The 23,377-nt window shown below is 67.2% G+C and carries 26 protein-coding genes; 7 read left to right on the forward strand and 19 right to left on the reverse strand.

The genetic code is table 11. The features are described from left to right. Positions 1–145: 145 nt before the first annotated feature. The 6 genes from CAL19_RS07400 to fliF are packed head-to-tail and all read right to left on the reverse strand — an operon-like array spanning position 146 to position 6,756. Entirely contained in the window at positions 146–1,444 is a 1,299-nt protein-coding gene (locus CAL19_RS07400) for a flagellar hook-length control protein FliK (protein ID WP_094796438.1), read from the reverse strand. Between the two features lie 24 nt (positions 1,445–1,468). Beyond that, positions 1,469–1,915 carry a flagellar export protein FliJ gene (fliJ, locus tag CAL19_RS07405; RefSeq protein WP_094796439.1) on the reverse strand — a complete coding sequence of 149 codons (447 nt, stop codon included), beginning with the start codon at positions 1,913–1,915 and terminating at the stop codon, positions 1,469–1,471. Beyond that, positions 1,908–3,362 carry a flagellar protein export ATPase FliI gene (gene fliI, locus CAL19_RS07410; protein WP_170940294.1) on the reverse strand — a complete coding sequence of 485 codons (1,455 nt, stop codon included), beginning with the start codon at positions 3,360–3,362 and terminating at the stop codon, positions 1,908–1,910. Before fliI ends, fliJ begins: the two co-directional genes overlap by 8 nt. After that, positions 3,359–4,108, reverse strand: coding sequence for a flagellar assembly protein FliH (gene fliH / locus CAL19_RS07415; RefSeq protein ID WP_094796441.1), 750 nt, complete (start codon positions 4,106–4,108; stop codon positions 3,359–3,361). The genes fliI and fliH overlap by 4 nt, the downstream gene beginning before the upstream one ends. After that, a complete protein-coding gene (fliG, locus tag CAL19_RS07420) occupies positions 4,101–5,111 on the reverse strand; it encodes a flagellar motor switch protein FliG (RefSeq protein WP_026639643.1) in 1,011 nt (336 codons plus the stop codon). The genes fliH and fliG overlap by 8 nt, the downstream gene beginning before the upstream one ends. Beyond that, a complete protein-coding gene (gene fliF / locus CAL19_RS07425; protein WP_094796442.1) occupies positions 5,101–6,756 on the reverse strand; it encodes a flagellar basal-body MS-ring/collar protein FliF in 1,656 nt (551 codons plus the stop codon). The genes fliG and fliF overlap by 11 nt, the downstream gene beginning before the upstream one ends. A gap of 325 nt (positions 6,757–7,081) precedes the next feature. Between fliF and fliE the strand changes: the two genes are divergently transcribed. Next, on the forward strand, positions 7,082–7,414 hold the full coding sequence (gene fliE, locus CAL19_RS07430) for a flagellar hook-basal body complex protein FliE (RefSeq protein ID WP_026639641.1): 333 nt from the start codon (positions 7,082–7,084) through the stop codon (positions 7,412–7,414). A 14-nt stretch (positions 7,415–7,428) separates the two neighbouring features. On the opposite strand, the gene CAL19_RS07435 is transcribed toward fliE, so the two are convergent. From CAL19_RS07435 to CAL19_RS07465, 7 genes are all read right to left on the reverse strand, one after another. Beyond that, positions 7,429–7,830, reverse strand: a complete 402-nt coding sequence (locus CAL19_RS07435) for a hypothetical protein (protein ID WP_094796443.1) — start codon at positions 7,828–7,830, stop codon at positions 7,429–7,431. Further along, positions 7,827–8,171 (reverse strand): EscU/YscU/HrcU family type III secretion system export apparatus switch protein, encoded by a 345-nt coding sequence (locus CAL19_RS07440; protein WP_094796444.1) that lies wholly within the window; start codon positions 8,169–8,171, stop codon positions 7,827–7,829. Before CAL19_RS07440 ends, CAL19_RS07435 begins: the two co-directional genes overlap by 4 nt. Next, the gene (locus tag CAL19_RS07445; protein WP_026639638.1) at positions 8,168–9,403 is read right to left on the reverse strand and encodes a flagellar hook-length control protein FliK; all 1,236 of its coding nucleotides are present in this window, start codon (positions 9,401–9,403) and stop codon (positions 8,168–8,170) included. Before CAL19_RS07445 ends, CAL19_RS07440 begins: the two co-directional genes overlap by 4 nt. Positions 9,404–9,443: 40 nt before the next feature. Continuing rightward, positions 9,444–9,791, reverse strand: coding sequence for a flagellar protein FliT (locus CAL19_RS07450; RefSeq protein WP_026639637.1), 348 nt, complete (start codon positions 9,789–9,791; stop codon positions 9,444–9,446). 49 nt (positions 9,792–9,840) lie between these two features. Beyond that, positions 9,841–10,266 (reverse strand): flagellar export chaperone FliS, encoded by a 426-nt coding sequence (gene fliS / locus CAL19_RS07455; protein ID WP_026639636.1) that lies wholly within the window; start codon positions 10,264–10,266, stop codon positions 9,841–9,843. Positions 10,267–10,284: 18 nt separating this feature from the next. Further along, a complete protein-coding gene (gene fliD, locus CAL19_RS07460; RefSeq protein ID WP_026639635.1) occupies positions 10,285–11,664 on the reverse strand; it encodes a flagellar filament capping protein FliD in 1,380 nt (459 codons plus the stop codon). A gap of 89 nt (positions 11,665–11,753) precedes the next feature. Then, a complete protein-coding gene (locus CAL19_RS07465; RefSeq protein WP_026639634.1) occupies positions 11,754–12,128 on the reverse strand; it encodes a flagellar protein FlaG in 375 nt (124 codons plus the stop codon). A gap of 123 nt (positions 12,129–12,251) precedes the next feature. Here CAL19_RS07465 and CAL19_RS07470 point away from each other — a divergent pair, with 123 nt between their 5' ends. Beyond that, positions 12,252–12,986: an IclR family transcriptional regulator gene (locus tag CAL19_RS07470; protein WP_026639633.1), complete on the forward strand. Its 735-nt coding sequence runs from the start codon at positions 12,252–12,254 to the stop codon at positions 12,984–12,986. Between the two features lie 24 nt (positions 12,987–13,010). On the opposite strand, the gene CAL19_RS07475 is transcribed toward CAL19_RS07470, so the two are convergent. From CAL19_RS07475 to CAL19_RS07490, 4 genes are read right to left on the reverse strand one after another with little or no spacing between them, the layout of a single operon-like run. After that, entirely contained in the window at positions 13,011–14,177 is a 1,167-nt protein-coding gene (locus CAL19_RS07475; protein ID WP_026639632.1) for an acyl-CoA dehydrogenase family protein, read from the reverse strand. Then, positions 14,177–15,397: a CaiB/BaiF CoA transferase family protein gene (locus CAL19_RS07480; RefSeq protein WP_026639631.1), complete on the reverse strand. Its 1,221-nt coding sequence runs from the start codon at positions 15,395–15,397 to the stop codon at positions 14,177–14,179. The genes CAL19_RS07475 and CAL19_RS07480 overlap by 1 nt, the downstream gene beginning before the upstream one ends. Further along, entirely contained in the window at positions 15,394–16,359 is a 966-nt protein-coding gene (locus CAL19_RS07485; RefSeq protein ID WP_026639630.1) for a Bug family tripartite tricarboxylate transporter substrate binding protein, read from the reverse strand. Before CAL19_RS07485 ends, CAL19_RS07480 begins: the two co-directional genes overlap by 4 nt. A gap of 59 nt (positions 16,360–16,418) precedes the next feature. Beyond that, complete coding sequence (locus CAL19_RS07490; RefSeq protein WP_094796445.1) at positions 16,419–16,829, reverse strand: cupin domain-containing protein; 411 nt, start codon at positions 16,827–16,829, stop codon at positions 16,419–16,421. 160 nt (positions 16,830–16,989) lie between these two features. Between CAL19_RS07490 and folC the strand changes: the two genes are divergently transcribed. From folC to CAL19_RS07515, 5 genes are all read left to right on the forward strand, one after another. Next, on the forward strand, positions 16,990–18,297 hold the full coding sequence (gene folC / locus CAL19_RS07495) for a bifunctional tetrahydrofolate synthase/dihydrofolate synthase (protein WP_026639628.1): 1,308 nt from the start codon (positions 16,990–16,992) through the stop codon (positions 18,295–18,297). Positions 18,298–18,348: 51 nt separating this feature from the next. Continuing rightward, positions 18,349–19,134: an SPOR domain-containing protein gene (locus CAL19_RS07500; protein WP_026639627.1), complete on the forward strand. Its 786-nt coding sequence runs from the start codon at positions 18,349–18,351 to the stop codon at positions 19,132–19,134. Further along, a complete protein-coding gene (locus CAL19_RS07505) occupies positions 19,131–19,619 on the forward strand; it encodes a CvpA family protein (RefSeq protein ID WP_026639626.1) in 489 nt (162 codons plus the stop codon). The genes CAL19_RS07500 and CAL19_RS07505 overlap by 4 nt, the downstream gene beginning before the upstream one ends. A 23-nt stretch (positions 19,620–19,642) precedes the next feature. Beyond that, positions 19,643–21,163, forward strand: a complete 1,521-nt coding sequence (gene purF, locus CAL19_RS07510) for an amidophosphoribosyltransferase (RefSeq protein ID WP_094796446.1) — start codon at positions 19,643–19,645, stop codon at positions 21,161–21,163. A gap of 73 nt (positions 21,164–21,236) precedes the next feature. Beyond that, on the forward strand, positions 21,237–21,707 hold the full coding sequence (locus CAL19_RS07515) for a disulfide bond formation protein B (RefSeq protein ID WP_094796447.1): 471 nt from the start codon (positions 21,237–21,239) through the stop codon (positions 21,705–21,707). A 21-nt stretch (positions 21,708–21,728) separates the two neighbouring features. Here CAL19_RS07515 and CAL19_RS07520 read toward each other — a convergent pair whose 3' ends face one another. Next, positions 21,729–22,586, reverse strand: a complete 858-nt coding sequence (locus tag CAL19_RS07520) for a 23S rRNA (adenine(2030)-N(6))-methyltransferase RlmJ (protein WP_094796448.1) — start codon at positions 22,584–22,586, stop codon at positions 21,729–21,731. A 15-nt stretch (positions 22,587–22,601) separates the two neighbouring features. Continuing rightward, entirely contained in the window at positions 22,602–23,342 is a 741-nt protein-coding gene (gene ugpQ / locus CAL19_RS07525; RefSeq protein WP_026639622.1) for a glycerophosphodiester phosphodiesterase, read from the reverse strand. Positions 23,343–23,377: the final 35 nt, after the last annotated feature.

The following is a 23,377-nucleotide window of genomic DNA, read 5'->3' on the forward strand; positions in this document are numbered from 1 at the left end:
AGGGATTCTGCCGCAAAGTCCAACGGCGATTGCCCGGGAAAAACAGGATGAAACCCGCGTAACTCAGCCTATTGCGCGCCGGACTGTCATCGGGTCATGACGGGGCCGGCAGCGCCCGCGCCGTGCGCGCGGGCCCGCGCACACGCTAGGCGAAGGTGTCCACCAGTCCATCCGCGCGGTGAGAGGTGACGGGCGCCGTCTGCGTCGTTGCAGGGCCGTCGCCAGACGCAGCCATGGCGTCTCGGCCTTGTCCGCGCTGCTGCGACTGTTGCTGCATGTCGAAACCAGGCTGGCTGCCGTGTTCGCCCACACTGGCCTGGCCGAGCGACAGCCCGGCCTGGGCAAGCGCCTGCTGCAGCTGAGGCAGTGCAGATTCCACCGCGTGGCGCACGGCCGCGTGGGCGGAAACAAAGCTGGCGCTGGCTACGCCGTCGCTAACGCTGAGCGTGACGCGCAGCGGGCCCAGATCGGGCGGGTCCAGCCGAAGCTCGGCGGTGTGGCGGCCTTGCCCCGCGTCGTGACTCAAGGTCACGAGCTGACGCCCCAGGTCGGCTCCCCAGGCAGGCGTGGCCGCCACCGGCGTGAACACGCCCAGCGAGAGCGGCCCGGAGTGGGTCGCCTGGTTCCAGGCCTGGCCAGGATCCGGGCGGGCAGCGGCCTGGCCGGCGCCGACGTGGCTCGCCATTAATTGGTAAGCGTCGGTATTTGCCGGGCCGGTATCCTGCCAGGCGGGTTCCAGCACAGGCGCACGCGCTGCATGGGCCAATTCGGCATCGGCAGCGGCTTCGTCGGGGCCCGGCGGCAAAGGCGTGGGCACGAAGCCGTGCTGCGCATCGCGCGGGGCGGTGACGCTGCGGGCGTCGATAGCAGGCGGCGTCGCCGGCATCACGGGTGGGGCGCCGGCTGCATGCCCGGCCTTCGGTGCCGGGGCGGGTGATGCAGCCGCGGCCGCCAGTTGCTCGGGCCTGGTTGCGGCCGTCTCGGGCGCGGCGGTGTCTGGCAGCGCCATGACGGTTGCCAGGGCCGTATCGCCGCCTTGCGCGGCGGCTGGCAGCGGCGCCGCGGCCAGCTGCTGCAGTTGCGCGGCCTGCGCGGCGATGTCGAGCGCCTGGCCGGGCAACTGCACAGGCAAAGCAGCCGGGGCCGCCGCGGCGGCCAGAGCGCCAAGCTCGGCGGGCGGCGCGACAGCTGCGTCGACGATAGAGTCATGCGGCGAGGCGGCGGGCGCGGAGTCGGCCGCCGGCAGGCCGCTATCCGTCCTGGCAGGCGCGGAAGGCCCGGCCGATGCCGCGGCGCGAGCGTCTTCGTCGGCCGCATGGCGCCGCCGCGCCAGCTGCTGGGCGAAGCTCTCTGCAGTCTTCGCTGCGGCCGGCGTGCCGGGGCGCGATGGCGCGGCCGGGGCGGCGCCGGTAACGGGCAAAGGAGAGGGCGAGGTCGCGGTCATTGATGCATCCTGATCGACGTTCGGTTAAAGCGGAAAGTGGCGGTAGGCCCGGCGTGCGGCGAATTCGTCGCTGGCGCGCTGTTCGCGCCGCGTCTCGCGCAAAGCATGCGCGCGCCGCTCGCGCTGGGCTAGCGCGTCGAATGAGTTCAGTCTCCGCTGTTGCTGCTGCCAATGCAGCTTGCCCTGCGCCAATTGCGCGTCGGCCTGGCGCAGCACGGCCCCCTGCTGGCTGATGGCATCGTCCAGCGTGCCGATAAAGCGTTGATAGTTGTGGCAATCGGCTGCCGACATGCCCGACTGCATTGCGGCCTGCAGGCGTTGCAGGTAGTCCTGGCGGTAGTCCTGCAACATGGCCAGTTGCTGTTCGGCCCGATTGCGTTCGGTGCTGAGGCGGCCCAGCGCGCGGGCGGCATCGTCGGCGTTTTCCTTGGCCAGTTCGATCAACGTATCCAGCGGCAGTTGACTAGACATACACTTCCTTGGTCTCGAATGTGGCGCGCAACTGGTCGATGGCGTCTTCGTACGAGACGCTGTCGCCGATGTTCTGCTGCAGGAAGGCTTCCAGGCGCGGGTACCGTGCGATGGCGTCGTCGAGCTGCGGGTCATTGCCCGCGGTGTAGGCGCCCACCGCGATCAGGTCGCGATTGCGCTGGTAGCGCGACAGGGTCTGCTTGAAGCGCCGTACGGCGGCGTACTGTGCATCGGGAATCAGCGAGGTCATGGCGCGCGATATCGAGGCCTCGATATCGATGGCGGGGTAGTGGCCGGCTTCGGCCAGGTGACGCGACAGCACCACGTGCCCATCCAGGATCGCTCGCGCAGAATCCGCAATGGGGTCCTGCTGGTCGTCGCCCTCGGCCAGCACCGTATAGAAAGCGGTAATGGAGCCCGCCTTGCCCCCCGGGCCCGCCGCGCCCATGCCGGCGCGCTCTACCAGCGCGGGCAGCCGCGCGAACACCGACGGCGGGTATCCCTTGGTGGCCGGCGGTTCGCCAATGGCCAGCGCGATTTCCCGCTGTGCCATCGCATACCGGGTCAGCGAGTCCATGATCAACAGGACGTCCTGCCCCTGGTCGCGGAAGTGCTCCGCCAGGCGTGTGGCATAGGCCGCGCCCTGCAGGCGCAGCAAAGGCGATACGTCGGCGGGGGCAGCCACCACGACGGACCGCGCCAGCCCGTCGGCGCCGAGGTTATGTTCGATGAATTCCTTGACTTCGCGGCCGCGCTCGCCGATCAGGCCGACGACGATGACATCGGCTCGCGTATAGCGGGCCATCATGCCCAGCAGCACGCTCTTGCCCACCCCCGACCCGGCGAACAGGCCCATGCGCTGGCCTCGGCCCACCGTCAGCAGTCCGTTGATGGCGCGCACGCCTACGTCCAGCACCGTGTCGATAGGCGCGCGCGACAACGGGTTGATGGGCTGCGCGGAAAGAGGCGCCAGTTCCGCTCCCGCAAGCGGACCAAGCCCGTCCAGTGGCCGACCCGCCCCGTCCAGCACGCGCCCGAGCAGCGCGTTGCCCACCGGCAGGTGCCGCCCAACCTGCGGTTTGGCATTGCCATTGAGCTCGGCGGTGCGGGGCAGGGGGATGGCGCGCTGCACCGGCGGTTCGCCCGGCACCACCCGGGCCCCGGGCGGCAAGCCGGAAATGTCTGCCTGAGGCATCAGAAAAAGCGTGTGGCCGTCAAATCCGACCACCTCGGCGTCGGCCCACAGATCGTGGCCGCGCGCCAGTTCGATGCGGCACGCCGCGCCCACCGGCAGTCGCAGGCCCGTGGCATGCAGCACCAGGCCCGTGGCCCGGGTGATGCGGCCGCTGGCGAGCCAGGGTTCCGTCGCGGCGGCGCGTATCGACCCGATGCGCAGCTGGGCATCCCAGCGCTCGATCGCCGGCACGCTCGCGGCGACGGCGCTCATGGCGCCGCGTCCCATGTCACGCTGCGGCCAAGCGACGCAGCGATGCGGCGCCAGCGGGTCTGCAGGGTGGCGTCGATATCGCCATACGGCGTTTCGGCGCGGCACCCCCCGCGCGTAATGGACTCGTCGGCCACCACGCGCCAGCCACCCTCGCGCAGTTCGTCGGCCAGGTGCAGGCGCACCAGTTCCAGGTCGGCGGGATGCACCCACAGGCGCATGGCGCCCGTGGACGCCGGATTGATGTGCAGCACTTCGCGCACGCCCGCCAGCATGGCTTCGGGCTGCTCGGCCAGCGTGGTGCGCAGCACCTGGCCGGCAATATCCAGCGCCAGCGTCAGCAACGCCTGCCCCATTTGCGCTTCCAGCGCCGCCACAGACTTCGCGCAGGCATCGGCCAGGCTATGCAGCTGCAGCGCTTCCTGGCGGGCCTGCTCGCGTCCCTGGGCCAGGCCCTCGTCGTAGCCGGCCCGACGGCCGGCCTCCAGGCCTTCGGCGTGGCCCGTCTCGCGCCCTTCGCGCAAGCCCTGTTCCCGGCCTTGCGCCATGCCTGCGCTCAGGCCTTCTTCGCGGGCCTGCGCCAGCGCTTCACGCAGCATGGCTTCACGGTCGGGGCCGGGATCGGGCTCGGGTTCGCTGGTGGCGACCTCGACAATATCCTCGACCGGCAGGTCGAACGACGACATCTGCCACCGCCGCCAGGCAGCGCGCGGCAGCACGTCGTTTCCCGGCCGCCGGGCCTCAGACATACGCGTCGTCTCCCTGGCTGCCCAGCACGATCTGGCCGCTCTCGGCCAGGCGGCGGGCAATCTGCAGGATTTTCTTCTGCTCGCCCTCGACTTTCGACATGCGGATCGGACCTTGCGCCTCCAGGTCTTCGCGCAGGATGTCGGCGGCGCGGCTCGACATATTGCGCAGGAACTTGTTGCGCAGCTCTTCCGATGCGCCCTTGAGCGCCACCATCAGGCTGTCGTTGTCCACTTCCTTGAGGATGAGTTGCAGCGCACGGTCTTCGACATCGATCAGGTTGTCGAAAACAAACATTTCGTCGACGATCTTCTGCGCCAGGTCGCTGTCGCGCTCGCGCAGGCTTTCCACCACGGCTTCTTCATCGGCCGAATTCATCATGTTCAGGATCTCGGCCGCCGTGCGCACGCCGCCCATCTTGCTGCGCTTGGCGCCCTGGCCGGCCAGGACGGCGTTGAGCACATCGGTCAGCTCCGACAGGGCGGCAGGCTGCACGCCGCCGAACGTTGCGATGCGCAGCATGACGTCGTTGCGCAGGCGGTCGGTAAGCAGCGCCAGCACACCGGCGGCGCGGTCGCGTTCCAGGTGTACCAGGATGGTGGCGATGATCTGCGGATGTTCGTCGCCGATCAGCTCGGCCACCGTATGAGGATCCAGCCAGTTCAGTGCGTCGATGCCGCTGGCGCCTTCGCCGGCTTCCAGGATGTCTTCGATCAGCCCCGCCGCGCGATCGCTGCCCAGCGCCTTGGTCAGCACGGTCCGGATGTATTCGTCCGAACCCAGTGTGACGGCCATGAACTGGTCGGCCTCCTGGCGGAACTCTTCGAGCACCACGGCCACGTCCCCGCGGGTCACCTGCTTCAGGTTGGCCATTGACGCGCCGACCTGCTGGACTTCGCGTGCCGTCAGGTACTTGAAGACTTCCGCAGCGGCGTCTTCGCCCAGCGACATCATCAGCACTGCGCTGCGCGTGATGCCGTCCAGCGGTTTTCCATCATTTCTCATCTTTGGTCATCCATGCACGCATCACCATGGCAACCGCGCGCGGGTCCTTGGTGGCCATATCGCGGGCGCGCTGCAGGTTGTCTTCGTAGCGATCCACTTCCTTGGCGCGGGCGGCCGCCTGGGCTTCGCGCTGGGCCTCCAGGCGCCGGGCTTCTGCTTCCTCGGGGTCAACCGGGGGGTTCAGATAGTTGCTGACCATCGGCGCAAACCTGCGGTACAGCCAGATAGCCAGTGCCAGGCCCAGCACCCATGCCAGTACCGTCTTGACCAGATCGATCAGTTCGGCGTCGCGGTAGAAGGGCGGCTGGACAGGCTGGTCGTTGAACTGGCTGTTGACCAGATTCAGGGAATCGCCGCGGGCCTCGGAATAGCCCATGGCCTCGCGTACCAGGTTGGTAAGCTTGCTGAGCTCTTCGGGCGGCAACGGCTTCGGTTCGCCCTGGTCATCGGGCAGGTAGTTCACCACGACGGCGACCGACAGCCGCTTGAGCTGCCCGACGGGCTGCTTCACATGGCTGATGGTGCGGTCGACTTCATAGTTGATGGTGGCGTCGCTGCGGTTGCTGGTGGGCAGCGCCGTGGCCGCCGGCGTGGCGACGGCCTGAGCGGCATTGGGTGCGGCCTGGCCGGGCTGTGCCGGCGGCGGTGGCGGGTTGACGATGGGAGCCTGGGCAGCGGCCGGCGGCTGGTTGCTCAAGGCGCCCGGCACACCGCGCGCCACGTCGTCGCCGGTTTGCAGCGAATCGCTGGTCTGCTTGCTGCGCACCGCAGCCTGCCCGGGTTCCTGATTGGGCCGATAGACTTCGGACGTCTGTTCGCGCCGTGCGAAATCCATTTCGGCGCTGGCCTGGGCCTGCACGTTGCCCGGACCGACCAGCGGATTCAGGATGGTGAGAATGCGCTCGACGGTGCGCTGCTCGATGTCGCGCCGCAGCCGCGACTGGTCGGCGTCCATGCCGCGGCCTTCACCCAGCGGAGCGGACAGCAGGCGGCCATTCTGGTCGACGATGGAAATGTTCTCGGCGGTCAGGTCGGGCACGCTGGAAGCCACCAGCCATGCCACCGCGGCGACTTGCGCGTCGCTCAGGCTGCGGCCCGGATGCAGGTGCAGCAGCACCGAAGCGGTGGGGGCCTGCCGGTCGCGCACAAACAGCGACTGCCGGGGCAGGGCCAGATGCACCCGTGCATTCTGGACAGTATGCATGGCCTCGATGGAACGTGCCAGCTCGCCTTCCAGGCCCCGCTGGTAATTCACTTGTTCCGCAAACTGGCTCGCGCCGAAGCGCGTGTTGTCCAGCAGTTCGAAGCCCACGGAGCCGCCGCGCGGCAGGCCTTGGCCGGCCAGTTGCATGCGCGTGGCATATACGCGTTCGGCGGGCACCATCAACGCGCTGCCATCCGCGCTGAAGCGGTACGGGACGTTCATTTGCCCCAATGCGCTGACAATGGCGCCGCCGTCACGGTCGTCCAGGTTCGAGAACAGCACCTTGTAGTCCGGTTCCCGGCTCCATAGCGCAAGCACGGCAATAACGGCCACCAGCGCGGCCGCCGCGCCCAGCAGCAGGGGCTTGGGCAGGGCGCGCACTTTGTCCAGTGCGGGAAACTTGGTAAGCAGCGAGGCGCCTAGAGTAGCCTGCTGGTTCATCGGGGGCTCCGGCAGGCTTCGCAGAGCGTGAAGTCGGACAACATGGGCAGGTGTGGCAAGTTACGCATGCAACGTGCTTGGTATCGGGGGAGCGTGAATTATGGCGGCGAGCCATCCCCTTCCAATCGACGAAAACAAGCGTTTTTTGGCGTTACTTGTGCCGCTATGCCCTGCATATTTCCGGGGCGCGCCCACCCGGGCGCAACCCCTGCTGCATATGCTGAAGTGCCGGGTGTTTTGCCGGCTATTGCACGCTATGGCGCCAGCCGCGCAGGCGTACCCTTGCAATCTGTTTTGTTATTGACCAGCAAGGAAGCGAGAGGCCATGGCCGTATCGGGTTTGTCAGGTATCGAAAGCATGTTGCAGCAGATGCGCGCCGTAGTGCAGGCTGCCCAGAGCAACGGCGTCACCGCCGCAGACTTGTCGCCCCAGCCCGCCAGCTTCGCCGCCGAGCTGCAACGTTCGCTGCAGCGGATTTCGGCGACGCAGACCTCGGCCAGCAATCAGGCCAAGGCATACGAACTCGGGGCGCCCGACATATCGCTGAACGACGTGATGATCGACCTGCAAAAGAGCTCCATCGCGTTCCAGACGGCAGTGCAGGTGCGTAACCGCCTGGTTGCCGCCTATAAAGAAATATCGTCCATGGCGGTGTAGCGGGGGTTGGGTCGTCAGGCCTCGACCGGTCGTTCGGCGGGCAGATATTGCACGACGTCCGGAAAGCCGCTCAGCAGGGCGGCGCTGCTATCCGGAAAATGCACCGTCATAGAGCGGGCGACGCGGAAACGCACCTCGTCGCCCTGCGGCGTCACTGCCGAGAAGTCCAGCAATATTTCGCCCGCCGGCAGTAAGTCGCGCAGATGGGCCGGACAGTGCCGGATGTCCTCCGGGCGCCAGAAAAAGTGAGGCAGGCGCCAGTCGGGCCCCAGGATGCGCGACTCGCACGCGTCGCTGTCTGGCTCGGCCAGCGCGTTGCACACATATACACCGCTTTGCCGATGCGACAGCGTTCGCAATATCGAGCGTATCTCGTCGGTGCGGCGAAGCAGGGCGGGGGCTGCGGCCGGTGTCATGGATGGGCGGCGGAATCTGGGCCGGGAGGGGCAGGTGCAGCGGGGTCGTCGTCGGCGGCGGCCCCGGTCTCCAGACGATACAGCCAGGCGAGCAGTTCTGCCACTGCGGCGTATAGCTGCGGGGGGATGTGCGCATCCAGGTCCACCTGCATCAGCAAGCTGACCAACTCGCGCGATTCATGGACATACAGCCCATGGTCGCGTGCAGTGCGCACGATGGCGTCCGCGACCCGTCCGTACCCTTTTGCGACCACGCGCGGCGCGGCGTCTTGTTCGCCGTAGCTTAGCGCGACCGCCGAACTGCGCGCGGCGCCGGGATGGTCGTTCGTGCCTGCGCTCATGGCGTGGCCTGCGGCGTGTGCGCGGCCACCGCATCCACCGACAGGTGGGTCAGCGTCAGCCCGGCGCGCTGCAAGTTTGCACGCAGCGCCTGCGCGGCCGCGTTGATCTCGCGCGCACTGCGGGGCGCCAGCAATTGCAGGACCAGCTGGTCATTGGCCAGGGTCAGCCGGGCCTGCACTTGTCCGAGTCGGGGCAGGTCTAGGGTCAGACGGGTGGCCCAGTGCGTGCCGGCCTCGTCGGCCTCGCCATGGCGGTCGCGGCGGACCTCCCATTCCAGGGGCGTGCCCGGCCATGCCTGGCCCTGCCAGACCAACGTCTGATTGGCGAGGATATCGAGTTGCTGGCGCACCAGCGGCGCGGCTTCCGGATGAATACCCGTCGGCCCAGGGGAAGGCGCCTGCGTGCTTGCCGGCGCATCGCCCGGTGTGGCGCCTTGCGCAGGCAAGGGCGGCCGCCCGGCGGATTCATGGGGCGGCAGGGCCGCGCGGGGCAGCAATGCCTGCGGCTGCGCACGCAGCTGGTCGGCGGTGCGCTGGCCGTAGGCCAGATCGCTCAGGTGCGACTCATAGAACAGGCCGCTGTTCTGCAAGGCATGGCGCAGGGCGGCCGCCAGCGTTGCCGCGGCAGGCAGGCGCAGGCCGGTCATGGCCGGCGCCGCAACGCCCGCAACGGGATGGCCGGGCCGCGCGCCTGGCATGGGAGCATTGCCCGCAGCGTCCGGCCGGGCTGCCGCCAGTCCGGCGGCACCCCGAGCCGGTGCGTCGCCGGGCAGCGGAGCGTGGCCGTCGGCCAAACGTGGGGGGGCGGCGCCCTCCGCGGGCGACGTGGGTCCGGGCCATAGCGGGGCCTGGCCCCGCGCCGGCGGCGGCCGGTCGGGGTACTGGGCCAGCAGCGCCAGGATGGTGCGGGCCGTCTGGCCCAGCGTGGTGGGCGCGGAGGCCGTCGCATCGGTACGCGTGACCTGGCTGCGCGCCGGCTGCCCGGATGCTTCCGCGTCTTTCGAATTTGCGACGGTGGCATCCCGCTGTCCGCGCGCGGCGGGGTCCAGCGGCTGGCGGGGCGAGCGGCCGGCATGCTCTGCCTGCCCGGGCCGCACGGCCTCGCCGGGCTGGGCGACGGCATCGGGCCGCGCGCCGGAAACCAGGTTGGCATGCGCGGCCATGGTGGTGCCCAGCACGGCGTCCAGCCGTTGCACCAGCACTGTGCCCAATGCAGATGGGCCGATACTCATACAGGCCCCCGGTCATGCCGGTATGCGACCGCCAGCGCGCTCATGCGGCCGGGGCGCGCGTGCCGTAAGCCGACAGCAGCGATCGCTGGCGCTTCAGGCGACCCAGCAGATCGCTCAGGCGCGCCATCTGGGGAATCGCCAGGTCGCGTGTCGCCGCGTCGTTTTCCAGGATGCGCACCAGCAGTTCATATTTGGTCTCCCGGCCAGCGTCGTCCAGCGGGGGCTTGGGTTCGAGGCCGCGCAGTCGTTCGACACATTCGCAATAGCGTTGGCCCTGCGCCAGCACAGCGCTCCAGTCGCCCGACTGGGCCGACGAGAGCATTGCGTCTGTGAGATCGGCGATCTCCCGGTAAATGTCCAGGATCGATGGGTGCTGGGGGGACGTCATAGAGGTCTCGCGCAGGTGGCGATACGGCCGTGGGAAGCGGCCCTGCGGGTCAGGCCGGCACGGGGCCGGCAGAGGTGTCGGTGGCGGCTTGCCAGGCTTGCGCCAGGTCTGACAGCAGGCGGTCGGCTGTTTCCAGCTGAGCCGCGTCGCCCTTCAAGTTGGCCTGTAGCAGAGCGCGGACGATATAGTCGTACAGATCGGCCAGGTTGGCCGCCATGTCGCCGCCGGCCTCCATGTCCAGGCCCATCTTCAGGCCTTCGTCCACGATGCGGATGGCCTTGGAAATGGCCGCGCCGCGCTCGGCGATGCGGCCCGATTCCAGATGCAGGCGGGCCTGCGCGATGGCTGCCCGTGCGCCATTGAACAACAGGGTGATCAGACGTTCGGGGCTGGCGCTCATGACCTGGGTTTCCAGGCCGATATCGGTGTACGAGCGGGCCGAATATCCGGCAGGGCGGCGTGCGGCGTAGGTCATGGTTGCGGACCCGAAAGGTTACTTGTTGCTGTTGCCGCTGAGCGCGGCAAACTGTTGGGTCAGGTACGTGCTCATGCTGTTCATCTGGGTGACCAGGGCGTCCAGGCGCGTGAACTGGGCTCGATAGATGCTCATCGTCGCCTCGATCGATTCCTTGGTGCTGTCGTACTGGCTCTGCAGGGTGTCCACGGTTTTCTGCAGGCCTTCGCTGCGTGTCTTGATCGATCCGTTTGCGCCCAGGATGCCGTCCGTGGCGGCCTTGAATTTCTCAGCCAGGCCGCCCGTGCCGCTCAGCACGCGCGCCACATCCCCGGGGTTGGCCGCCAGGGCTTCGTCCAGCTTGGCCTGGTCCAGCTGCAGGTTGCCCGAGGTCGGATTGGTGGTCACGCCCAGCTGGGTCAACGTGCGCAGCGCGCCTTCGCTGGTCGCCACGCGCAGCGCCGCGGCCAGCGACGACTGAATCGCGCGCGTGGTGCTGTCGCCGGTGAGCGCGCTCTGCGTCTGTTCTTCGACATCAAATGCCGTCAGGCTGCCGATCGTGGCTTGCAGGCCGTTGTAGGCATCGACGAACCCCTTGACGGCCTTGGACAGGGCCGCAGGGTCGCTCGTGACCGACACGGTGACGAACTCGCCAGGCTCGGTGGTATCCGCGAGTTCCAGCGTGACGCCGTCGATGGCGTCGGCGATGGTGTTCGACTGGCTTTCGACCGCAATGCCATTGATCGTGATAAGCGCGTTTTTCGCTTCCTGCTGCTCGCTCATGGGCGAGGCCGCGCCAGCCTGATAACCCACCACCCCCTGTACGGCGGTGTTGTCCGAGGTGATGCTCTGCACGGCCGCCTTTTCGCCGGTGGCCTTGCTGGTAAGCATGAGGTAGCTTTCGCCGTTGCCGTCGGTAATGATGGTGGCGCGCACGCCCACGTCGTCGCTGCCGTTGATGGCTTTGGCAATCCCGTTCAGGGACGTGTCGGTGCCCAGCTCTACCTTGGCGCTTTCGCCATTCTGCAGAGCGATCTCGATGGCGCCTCCGGAACCCAGCTGCGTGGTGCGGCTTTCCACGGCGCCCGATTTCAACGTCTGGGCGACAGCCAGCTGGCTGATGGCGATCTTATAGTCGCCCGCTACGGCGCCGGCCGCCGTTTTCACGGTCAGGCCATCGCCGCTGACGGTATGCTTGACTGCGCCCAGCGTCGCCGGATCGGCCAATGCCGCAGCCGCCTTCTGTACGGCCTCGACGCCTCCCTGGATCTTGCTGAACGCCGAAATGCGCGATTTATAGCTGTTCTGTTGCGACGTGATGCGGTTCAGGCGCAGTTCTTCGGATGTGCGGAGATTTTTGAGCAGGTCTTCCAGGTTGGTCAGACCCGAACCGACGCCCAATGAGGTAATAGAGGCCATATCGTTCCTTGCGAGCTAGCTGATTGTTTCAAAGCGGCGCGTCATGCGATTGGCCGGGCAAAGGCCGAACGCCTGCCTAATTTGGCGTTTCACGCCGTGGTCTGCACGGCGTTGCCCTGCATCTGCACGATCATCCGGGCGACCCGCAGCAGCGTTTCCGAAGGGATGGTCCGGATGGCTTCGCCGGTTTCCGAATCGACGATGGTGACCACCACCTGGTGCACGTGGGGGTCGATCTCGAACTGCAGCTGGGTTTTCCAGGCGCGCAGCTGGTCATTCAGTTCGTCCAGCACACGCTCCAGGGGCAGCGCAGGCCGGCCAGGATGTGCCGCCGCATCCTGCGCGCCGCCGCTGTCGGCGGACGCGGCTGCCGGCGTGACAGCAATGGCCGGCTCTGCCGGAGCCGGCGGGACAGTCACGGTGGGCAGCGCAACAAGCGCGGGGGCGAGCGGGCTGACAGCCATGTTCACTCCATTGGACCGGCGCGTATGCGCCGCGCGGGGTTATATGGGAAATTCTCAGCTACCATTACGGCACCCCCACGGGGAACTTTAGGCCGCGGCCCCTTTTTTCGGTTTGATTCACCCATGAGCGTCAAGACGGCCCTGCGCGTCATCGAAATCATCGAGACCTACGCCCGCGAACGGCGGCCCCTGCCGCTGTCCGAGCTGGCGCGGTTGCTGGGCGTGCCGGTATCCAGTTGCCTGGCGCTGATCCGCACCCTGTCCCAGCTGGGCTACCTTTACGAAACCGGCCGGCGCCAGGGCTATTACCCCACCGGCCGCCTGCTGGCCATGGCGCAGCGCATCGCGCGCGCCGATCCGGTGCTCGACCGCGTTTATCCCAGCCTGTTGGAACTGCGCGACGCCACCCAGGAAACCATTGTGTTCGGCAAGCTGAGCGAAGCCAGGGTCGTATACCTGGATGTGCTCGATTCCCCGCACACCATCCGTTATGCGCCCGTGGCGGGCGAGTTCCGGGAATTGCACGCCAATTCCCTCGGCAAGGCGCTGATGTCCATGCTGGAGCCGGATGCGCGTCATGCCCTGCTGGGGCGCAGCCCCCTGACGCGCCACAACGAACGCACGCTGACGACCGTACAGGCCCTGGAGGCCGATCTCGAGTTGTCGCGCCAGCGCGGCTGGTTCATGAACCTGGGCGAGTCCATCCCCGACGTATGCGCCATTTCATGGCCCGTGACGCTGTCCGGCGAAATCTACGCCATATCGGTGGGCGGCCCCATCTATCGCATCGAGCCGCAACAGCAAGAGTATGCGCGCATTCTGCGCGCGGCATGCACCGCGCTGGAGCAACGCGGTTGACCCGCGTGCGATACCCGCTGCCGGTCAATACGACTTGGGCAGGCCCAGCACCTTTTCCGCAATGAAGCACATGATCAGTTGCGGACTCACGGGCGCGATGCGCGCAATGTAACTTTCGCGCAGCAGGCGCTCCACGTGATATTCCTTGGCATAGCCCATGCCACCCAGGGTGAGTACGGCGGTCTGGCAGGCGTTGTGGCCGGCTTCTGCGCCCAGGTATTTGGCGCTGTTGGCGTAAGGGCCGCAGGGCAGGCCGGCGTCGTACAGGCTCGCCGCCCGGTACACCATCAGATTTGCGGCTTCCAGCTGCATCCACGCCTGGGCCAGCGGATGCTGCACCCCCTGGTTCTGCCCGATGGGCCGGCCGAATACGGTGCGCTCGCCGGCGTACTGCACCGCGCGGGCCAGCGCCGCCTGCCCGATTCCTACCGCTTCCGCGGCAATCAGGATGCGTTCGGGGTTCAGGCCGTGCAGGATATATTCGAAGCCCCGGCCTTCCTCGCCGATGCGGTCGGCAACCGGAATACGCAGCCCGTCGATGAACAGCATGTTCGAATCGACGGCCTTGCGGCCCATCTTGTCGATTTCGCGGACCTCAACCTTGTTCCGGTCCAGGTCGGTATAGAACAGCGACAGCCCCTCGGTGGGTCTGGATACCTGGGCCAGCGGCGTGGTGCGCGCGAGCAGCAGCATCTTGTGGGCGACCTGCGCGGTCGATATCCATATCTTGCGGCCATGCACCACGTATTGGTCACCCTCGCGGCGAGCCAGCGTCGACAGCCTGGTGGTGTCCAGCCCGGCATCGGGCTCGGTGACGGCGAAACAGGCCTTTTCGCGTCCGGCGATCAGGGGCTCCAGCCAGCGGCGGCGCTGCGCATCGGTGCCGAACACGACAACGGGGTTAAGCCCGAAGATGTTCATGTGCACGGCTGAGGCACCCGCGAACCCTGCGCCCGAGGCCGCAATGGTCTGCATCATGAGCGCGGCTTCGGTCATGCCCAGGCCGGCGCCGCCATACTCCTGCGGCATGGCGATGCCCAGCCAGCCGTCGCTGGCCAGCGCCGCATGGAATTCGTGCGGGAAACCGCCTTCGCGGTCGCGCGTGAGCCAGTAATCGTCGGGAAATCGTTCGCAGACCCGGCTGATCGCATCGCGCAATGTCAGCTGGTCCGAAGAAAACTCAAAATCCATCAGGCAGATCCTTCCAGAGTGGCGCGCGCGGCAATCATGGCGTCGATTTCTTCGTCGGTACAGCCGGCCTCGCGCAGAATTTCGCGGCTGTGCTCGCCCAGCCGTGGCGCGGGCCGGCGGATGGCGAGCGGGGTGCGGGCGTAGCGTCCTAGCGGAGCAGGGGTGCGCAGTCGTCCCTCGCTGGGGTGCTCGACCTGGCGCACGAAATCGGTGGCCTGCAAGTGCGCATCGTCGAGCAGATCGTCGACGGAATACAGGCGCGCCGCCGGAATGTCGACGCGCGCCAGATCGTCCAGCCATTGGCTGGTGGTGCGCGTGCGGATGACTTCCGCCACGAAGGCGTATGCCTCGTCGATATGACAGGCCCGCGCCGTATGCGAGCAGAAACGCGGGTCGTGTTCCAGCTCGGGGCGGCCGATCAGGGTAAAGAAGCGGCGCCAGTGTTTGTCGTTGTAGATCAGCAGGCACAGGTAGCCGTCGGCGGTGGCATAGGGACGCCGATGTGCCGAAAGCAGGCGCGCATAGCCCGTTGGCCCCAGCGGCGGGTCGAACGTCTGGCCGCCCAGGTGGTCGCCCAGCACCATGTGGGCCATGCCTTCGAACATGGGAATCTCCACCGCCTGGCCATGCCCCTGGCCGCGCGCGTGCAGCACGGCCGACACCAGCGCGACCGCCACCTGCAGGCCCACCGCACGATCGGCCAGCGTCAATGGGGCGTAGCGCGGCAGGTCGGCCCCCTGGCGCCGGAACAGGTGGGCAATGCCGGTCTGTCCCTGGATCAGGTCATCGTAGGCGGGCCTGCCGGCATAGGGGCCGGCTTCGCTGAATCCGTAGGCGCCGATATACACAATGCGCGGGTTGCGCGCGGCCACTTCCTCGTACGATAGCCCCAGCCGCGCCATGGCGCGGGGGCGGATGTTATACAGCAGCGCATCGCAGCCTTGCGCCAGCTTCAGGCAGGCCTCGCGCCCGGCGGGCGTTTTCAGGTCCAGCACGATGGACCTCTTGTTGCGGTTCAGGTGCAAGTACAGATGCCCCATGCCGCTGTTGCGCATGGGGCCCACCGCGCGCATGTTGTCGCCCGACGGAGATTCGACCTTGATCACGTCGGCCCCCAGGTCCGCCAGTACCTGCGTGCAGTAGGGGCCCATGACAACGGAACTCAGATCCAGTATGCGTACGCCGGCCAAGGGGCCGGCGGTATCGGCGGATGTAGTCATTGTGGCTGGATACCTGCGTCCTTGATCAACGTACCCCAGAGGTCGAGCTGCTCGGACACGAACGTCGCAAAACTCTCGGGCGTGCCGCTGAAGGCATCAAAACCCAGGCCCGCCAGGCGTTGCCGCACCTGAGGGTCGGACACGATCTGGTTGATCGCCGCATTCAGCCGGGCCACGATTTCCGGAGGCATGCCGGCCGGCCCGAAATAGCCGTTCCAGGAATTCAGGTCGAAGTCTTTTACTCCCGCTTCGCGCATCGAAGGCAGATCGGGCGCGATGCTGCTGCGCTGCGCCGTCGATACCGCCAGCGCGCGCAGTTGCCCCGACTGCACGAACGGCAGGCCGGACGCCAGGTCGGTGAACATGAAGTCCACCTGCCCGCCGACCAGGTCGGTCAGGGCCTGCGGCGTGCCCTTATAGGGCACGTGCAGAATGTCGATGCCGGCGCGGCGGGCCAGCGTGGCGCCGGCCACAATGCCCGTGCTGTTGCCGGTGGCGTAGGTCACCCGCCCGGGGTTCTCGCGGGCATGGCGTATCAATTCCTGCACGCTCTTGTAGGGGCGCTGGGGGTTGACCACCAGCAAAAAGGGCAGGTTGCCGCCACGCGCAATGGGCGTGAAGTCTTTTACCGGGTCGTACGATACGTTCTTCATCAGGAACGGGACGGCCGAGTGCGACGTGTTGGTCGTGACGAACAGCGTGTATCCGTCCGGCTTGGCGCGCGCGACATACTGCGCGGCAATCGTCGCGTTGGCGCCGGGCTTGTTTTCCACCACCACCTGCTGGCCCAGAATGTTGCCCAGTTCGGCGGCAAAAATGCGGCCCACGGCGTCGGTGCCCGAGCCTGCCGGAAAAGGCACCACCAGGCTGATCGGTTTGTCAGGGTAGGCCGCCGGCGCGGGGCCGGCCGCCGCCAGGGCCGCGCCGGCAAGGGCGGCGGCGCGCAACGTGCGTAAAAGCATGGTGAGTCTCCTGATATGGGCGGCGTCTGTCGGCCGCCTGTCTGGCAGGGGCGCGGGGGTCAGGCCGCGCCGGCGGGCGCCGCGTTGCCGCGCATGACGCGGTCGGGCGATTCTTCATAAGGGGGCGCATAAATCACCAGCAAGCGCGCGGGCTGTTCGCTGGTAACGGTGAATACGTGGGGAATATCGGGCGGGAAATAGCAGCAATCGCCGGGCACCATTTCGGCCGACTCGTCGCCAACCTGAGCGCGCGCCGTGCCCGATAGCAGGTAGCACACCTGTTCGATGCCCGGGTGCGAATGAGGCAGCGCGCCTTGTCCCTTTTCTATCACTCCCACAAGCACTTCGAGCTGGCGGGCGCCTACCGTATCGGCGCCGATCAGGCGGCGGTTCAGGGTGCCGGTGTGGTTGGCGGGGTGGTAGCCCGGCACGTCGGACTCGCGCACCAGCCAGCGGGGATAGTCGGGCATACCCAGTCTCCTGTATTCGATACTGTGAATTCATTTTCATGCATGTGAAAACACATGGCAAGTAGATTTTTCCTGATGGCAGGGTCGGCGTGCGGGGTATCGCGGGGGCAGGCCCTGCCTGGCTGCTAAACTGCCGCGTCTGCCATTTATGTGTGTTGTCATGTCTGCCCCCTGTCTCGATGCCACATCTCCGTTGCCGCAGTGGCTGCAGTATCTCGAGTCCATCCATGGCAAGGCCATCGACCTGGGGCTCGATCGAGTCAGGCAGGTGGCCGATCGCCTGGCGCTGCGGCTCGATGCCGTGAAGTTCGTGGTGGGCGGCACCAATGGCAAAGGCTCCACCTGCGCGATGCTCGAATCCATGCTGCTCGCGGCGGGCTACCGGGTCGGCCTGTACACATCGCCGCATCTCATCGATTTCAACGAGCGCGCCCGCATCAACGGGCAATTGGCCAGCGACGCCGAACTTGCCGAACAGTTCGCGGCGGTCGAGGCGGCGCGCGGCGCCGTCACGCTGACTTACTTCGAATTCACCACGCTGGCCATCCTGCGGCTGTTCTCGCAGGCGCGGCTGGATGCGGTGGTGCTCGAAGTCGGCCTGGGCGGGCGACTCGATGCGGTCAATATTGTCGACGCCGACTGTTCCATCATTACCAGCGTCGATATCGACCATACAGACTACCTGGGCGACACGCGCGAACAGATCGGTCTCGAAAAGGCGCACATCTATCGCGCCGGCAAGCCGGCCATCTGCAGCGACCCGCAGCCGCCGCAGTCGCTGATCGACCACGCACAGGCCATCGGCGCCGACCTCTGGCGGTTCGGCCACGATTTCAATTATTCGGGCGACCGCCAGCAATGGGCCTATGGCGGCCGCGGCCAGCGTCGCAACGCGCTTGCCTACCCGGCCTTGCGCGGCGCCAACCAGCTGCTCAACGCCGCGGCAGCGCTGGCGGCGCTCGAAGCCGTGCGCGATCGGCTGCCGGTGCCCCAGCAGGCAGTGCGCGTCGGCCTGCTGCAGGCTTCGCTGCCCGGCCGCTTCCAGATTCTGCCGGGCCAGCCTGCGGTCATCCTGGACGTGGCGCACAACCCGCATGCCGCCGCCGTCCTGGCGCAGAACCTCGACAACATGGGTTTTCACCCCTATACCCATGCGGTGGTGGGCATGCTCAACGACAAGGATATCGATGGGGTGATCGCCAAGCTCGCCAGCCGCATCGATCACTGGTATTGCGCCGCGCTGCCTGGTGCGCGCGGCGGCTCGGGCGAAGCGCTGGCCTCGCATGTCTCGGCCGCCCTCCGGAACGCACCCGCCGCCGACGAGGCCCCCACCGTGCAGACCTATCCAGACCCCGCGGCGGCCTATGCCGCGGCGCGCGCCCGGGCGGGCGAGGGTGATAGAATCGTGGTGTTCGGCTCATTTCTCACCGTTGCCTCGGTTTTGCAGTCGTTGGGCCGCAAACCATAGGTCTCGGGCAGGCGGGGCGCCGGCCTCGCCCAGGTCAAGGAATTCCTGTCCATGGGATTGTTTTCTCGCAAAGATTCCGCCTCGCAGGCATCGCCAACCCGGCCGCGTCCGTCGGTCTCCAGCGAAGCCCAGGCGGCGGAACTCCGTGCGCGCGCCCGGCGCCGGCTGGCGGGCGCCGTCGCTCTGGTGCTGGCCGCCGTCATCGTGCTGCCCATGGTGCTCGACTCCGAGCCCGTGCCCGTGGCCGATGACATTCCCATCCGCATTCCCGACCGCAATACGCCGTATCAGCCCAATGTGTCGCCGCCCGTAGTGGCCGACGCCGGCACCCCCGAGGCCCCGGGGCCGCAGCAGGGGGAATCCTCCGGTGCGCAGCCGTCGGCCGAGCCGCCGGCGCCGCCCGACCTGGCCTCGCAACCTGTCCCGGCCGCGCCGCCGGCTTCTGCGCAGGCGCAACCCGAACAACCGCCGGCAGCCCCGCCTGCGGCGCCGCCCAAGCCGCCTGCCAAACCGCCGCGCGACGACGATGGAGCGCGCGCACTGGCGCTGCTTGAAGGCCGCGCGCCCGAGTCGGCCAGCCAGCCGGCCAGCCGCACCGCCAAAGGCAACTACGTTCTGCAGATAGCCTCGTACAGCAGCCAGGCCGACGCGCAGTCGCGCCGCACCAAACTGCACCAGGCAGGCGTCACCAATGCATTTGTCGAGCAGGCGTCGGTGGGCGGCAAGCAGCAGTACCGCCTGCGTGTCGGGCCGTTCCCCTCGCGCGATGCCGCGCAGGCGGCCCAGGCGCGCCTGCGCACCCTGGGCTACGACAACGGTTTCATTGCCAGCCAGTGACCGGCTTCGACTTCGTCGTCCTGGCCATCCTCGCAGTGTCGGCGCTGCTGGGCCTGGTGCGCGGCCTGCTCAAAGAAGTGCTGTCGCTGCTGGCGTTCGTGCTGGCTTTCGTGGCCGCCATCTGGTGGGGTCCTACCGTGTATGGCTGGCTCGAAACCTATATTGAAACCGCGATGCTGCGCATGGGCGTGGCTTATGCGGCGGTGTTCATCGTGGTGCTGCTGAGCGTAGGGCTGGTCAACATGACCCTGGCCGCGCTTATCCGCACCACGGGGCTCACGCCCGCCGACCATGGCCTGGGAGCCATCTTCGGGTTGGCGCGCGGCCTGCTGTTCGTGCTGGTCCTGGTGGCATTGGGCGGATATACGCCGCTGCCGCAAGAACCCTGGTGGCAGGACGCCATGTTTTCGCATTCGGCCACCGAGGCCGTCAGGCATATCAAGTCATGGCTGCCCCCGTCGCTTGCGACGTGGCTGCCATACTAAGTTTCGTTAAACGGGAAATCACCATGTGTGGAATCATCGGGGTCGTGGGGCGCGGGCCAGTCAACCAGCTGCTCTACGATGGTTTGCTGCTGCTGCAGCATCGTGGCCAGGACGCGGCCGGCATAGCTACCTCGCACGGCAGCCACTTCAATATGTTCAAGGCGCATGGCCTGGTGCGCGACGTATTCCGCACACGCAACATGCGCTCGCTTCCCGGCACCAGCGGCCTGGGTCACGTGCGTTATCCCACTGCGGGCTCCAGCCAGAGCGAAGAAGAAGCGCAGCCGTTCTACGTGAATGCGCCATTCGGCATCACGTTCGCCCACAATGGCAACCTGACCAACTGGCGCGAGCTGCGCGAATCGCTGTATCGGGTGGACCGCCGCCATATCAACACCAATTCCGACTCCGAAGTCCTGCTCAACGTGCTGGCCCACGAGCTGCAGCTGGCGGCCAACGGCGTATCGCTCGACGAGGACGCGATGTTCCGCGCGGTGGCGGCGCTGCACAAGCGCGTGCGCGGCGCCTATGCAGTCGTGGCGCAAATTTCCGGCTACGGCATGCTGGCATTCCGCGACCCGCATGGCATCCGGCCCTTGTGTATCGGCCGCCAGGAAACCGATGAAGGCGTCGAATGGATGGTGGCTTCCGAGTCCGTGGCCCTGGAGGGCAGCGGGTTCGAGTTTCTGCGCGATGTCCAGCCGGGCGAAGCCGTGTTTGTCGATCTGGACGGCCGCATGGTCAGCCGCCAGTGCGCCGACAGCCCGCAACTGGTGCCGTGCATCTTCGAATATGTGTACTTTGCCCGGCCCGATTCGCTGATCGACGGCGTGTCGGTGTACGGCGCGCGCCTGCGTATGGGCGAGTACCTGGCCGACAAGGTGGCTCGCAGCATGCGCCTGGGGGACATCGACGTGGTCATGCCCATCCCCGATTCGTCGCGGCCGGCCGCCATGCAACTGGCCGCACGCCTGAACCTCGACTACCGTGAAGGGCTGATCAAGAACCGCTACGTCGGTCGCACCTTCATCATGCCGGGGCAGGCGGTGCGCCGCAAATCGGTGCGCCAGAAGCTCAACGCCATAGGCGTGGAATTCAAGGGCAAGAACGTGCTGCTGGTCGACGATTCCATCGTGCGCGGCACGACCAGCCGCGAGATCGTCGACATGGCGCGCGCTGCCGGCGCCAACAAGGTTTATCTCGCCTCTGCCGCGCCGCCGGTGCGCTTTCCGAACGTGTACGGCATCGACATGCCCACGCAGAGCGAACTCATCGCCACGGGCCGTTCGGACGAAGAGATCGCGCGCACCATAGGCGCCGACGGGCTCATCTACCAGGACCTGCGCGACATGCAGCAGGCCGTGACCGATATCAATCCGGCCCTGGCCCGCTTCGAGGCTTCTTGCTTCGACGGCCAGTACATTACCGGTGACATCACGCCCGAGTACCTCGAACGCCTGGGCCAGGCGCGCGGCAGCTCGAGCGACGAAGAATCCGCCGGCGGCCTGCAGTTCAACCTGGGGTACCGGTCCAACGGCAGCTGAAGGCGCGGCCCGCCCGCGCCGCCGGGCGCGGTTCCCGGCGCGGCGATCCGTTTTACTTACCACGGTCTACATCATGCTTATCCCTGGCCAGCGCCTGTTGCTGCTTATCGCTCTGCTGTGCTTTGGCGCTGTTGCGGCGGCGCTGGTATCGCAGCACGTATTCGACATGCCCCCGTGCGCATGGTGCGTGCTGCAGCGCCTGATCTATCTGGTCATCGGGGTAGTGGCCCTGGCGGGGGCGTGCGCAACGGCGCTCGCACGCGTCTGCGCGGCCGCTTGCGCCGTGCTGGCTGCCGGGGGCATTGCCGCGGCCTGGTATCAGTACGACGTCGCGGCGCGCATGTTTTCGTGCGACCAGACCTTCGCCGACCGGTTCATGAGCGGCACGGGGCTGGACGGGGCGGTGCCGTGGCTGTTCGGCATCTATGCCACCTGCATGGATGCCAGTGTCGAAGTGCTGGGCGTGGAGTACGCCTTGTGGAGCCTGGCGCTCTTCGGTGTGCTGGTAATACTGGGAGCGCGCGGCGCGTTGGGGCGCCGCTGACGCCGGCCGCGGCGGCCGGCGTCAGGCTGCCCGATGCTGCAAGGTGAACGATGCGCGGTCGTCCTGCGCCAGCAGCCGGGTAAGCGCCGGCATGGCTTCCTGCAGGGCGGCGTGCAGCGTCCAGGGCGGGTTCACCACGTACATGCCGCTGCCATGCAGCCCGAAGCCGTCGCCCGACGGCTTTTTTACTGTGAGCGTCACGTGCAGCCAGTTCTTGACCGGCAGGCTTTCCAGGTGTCGGGGCAGCTCGGTGGCCTCGCGCCGCTGCACCAGCGGGTACCAGACGGCATAAGTGCCGGTGGCAAAACGCTTCAGGCCTTCTTTTACGGCATTGAGCGTGCGCTTGTAGTCTTGTTTGTCTTCATAAGACGGATCGATCAGCACCAGGCCGCGCCGGGTAGGAGGGGGCAGCAGCGCCTTCATGCCCTCGAACCCGTCCGCGCCATATATGGTGGTCTGGCGCAGCGCCGTCCTGCCGAGCTGCTCCAGGTTCTTGACCAGCACCTCGGATTCGGTGGGGTGCATCTCGAACAGGCGCAGGCGGTCGCGTTCGCGCAGGGAATCCAGGGTCAGCCAGGGGGAGCCGGGGTAATGCCGCAGCCGCTGGCCCGGGTTGTAGCGGCGGATGCGTTGCACGTACTCATGCAGCAGCGGCGGCAGTCCGTCGCTTTGCCACAGCCGGCCGATTCCGTCTTCGAATTCCGCGTTCTTGCCGGCCCATTCGCCATCCAGCGCATAAAGGCCCGCGCCGGCGTGCGTATCCACCACCCAATAGGGCGCATCTTTGCGGTTCAGGTAATCAAGGCTATGGACCAGCACGGCATGCTTGAGCACGTCCGCGTGATTGCCGGCATGAAAGGCGTGTCGGTAACTGAACAAATTAATATCCTGCGCTTATTTGGGCGGGGCGATATCGGCCAGTGCGTCGGTGAAAATGCCATCCAGGCCCCACGACAACAGCAGCCGGGCGCGCGCCGGGTCGTTGATGGTCCAGGCTGCAATGCGAAAGCCGGCCTCGTGTACAGCATCGATGAGCGCGGGCGTGGCATCGCGGTGGTTGATATTCAGCGCAACGCATTCGTAGCGGCGCAGCCGCTGCAGCCAGTCTTGCGGCACTTCCTCTACCAGCAGCGCACGGGGCAGTTCCGGGGCCGCCACGCGCGCCGCTTCCAGCGCGGCCTCGGAAAACGATGACAGCAATGGAGCGGGGCCGACATCTTGCCACAATTGCCGCGCGGCCATCGCGACGGCCGTGCCGGTCTGCGTTTCCTGGCCGGGATTCGGCTTGATCTCGACGTTGCACGCAATGCCATTGGCGATGGCGTAGCGCGCTACGGCGCGAAATGTGGGCACGGGCTCGCCCGTGTAGGCAGGCGAATGCCAGCCGCCCGCGTCCAGGCGAGCCAGGTCGGCATACGCGAGCCCGGCGGCGGGCCCTTGGGCATCGGTGGTGCGATCCAGCGTATCGTCGTGCAGCAGGAAGGGCACCCCGTCGCGGCTGAGCTTTACGTCGAACTCGACCATGCGGAAACCGTGCCGGGCGCCGGCGCGCATGGCGGCCAGGGTATTTTCGGGGGCCAGTAGGCCGCCGCCGCGATGGGCGATATGGGATGGGTAGGGCCAGGGAGCGGGCATGCCGTGGACGGTGATCAAGTATTTTCGAAGGCGGC

The sequence above is a fragment of the Bordetella genomosp. 7 genome (genome assembly GCF_002261265.1).
GTDB lineage: Bacteria > Pseudomonadota > Gammaproteobacteria > Burkholderiales > Burkholderiaceae_B > Bordetella_A.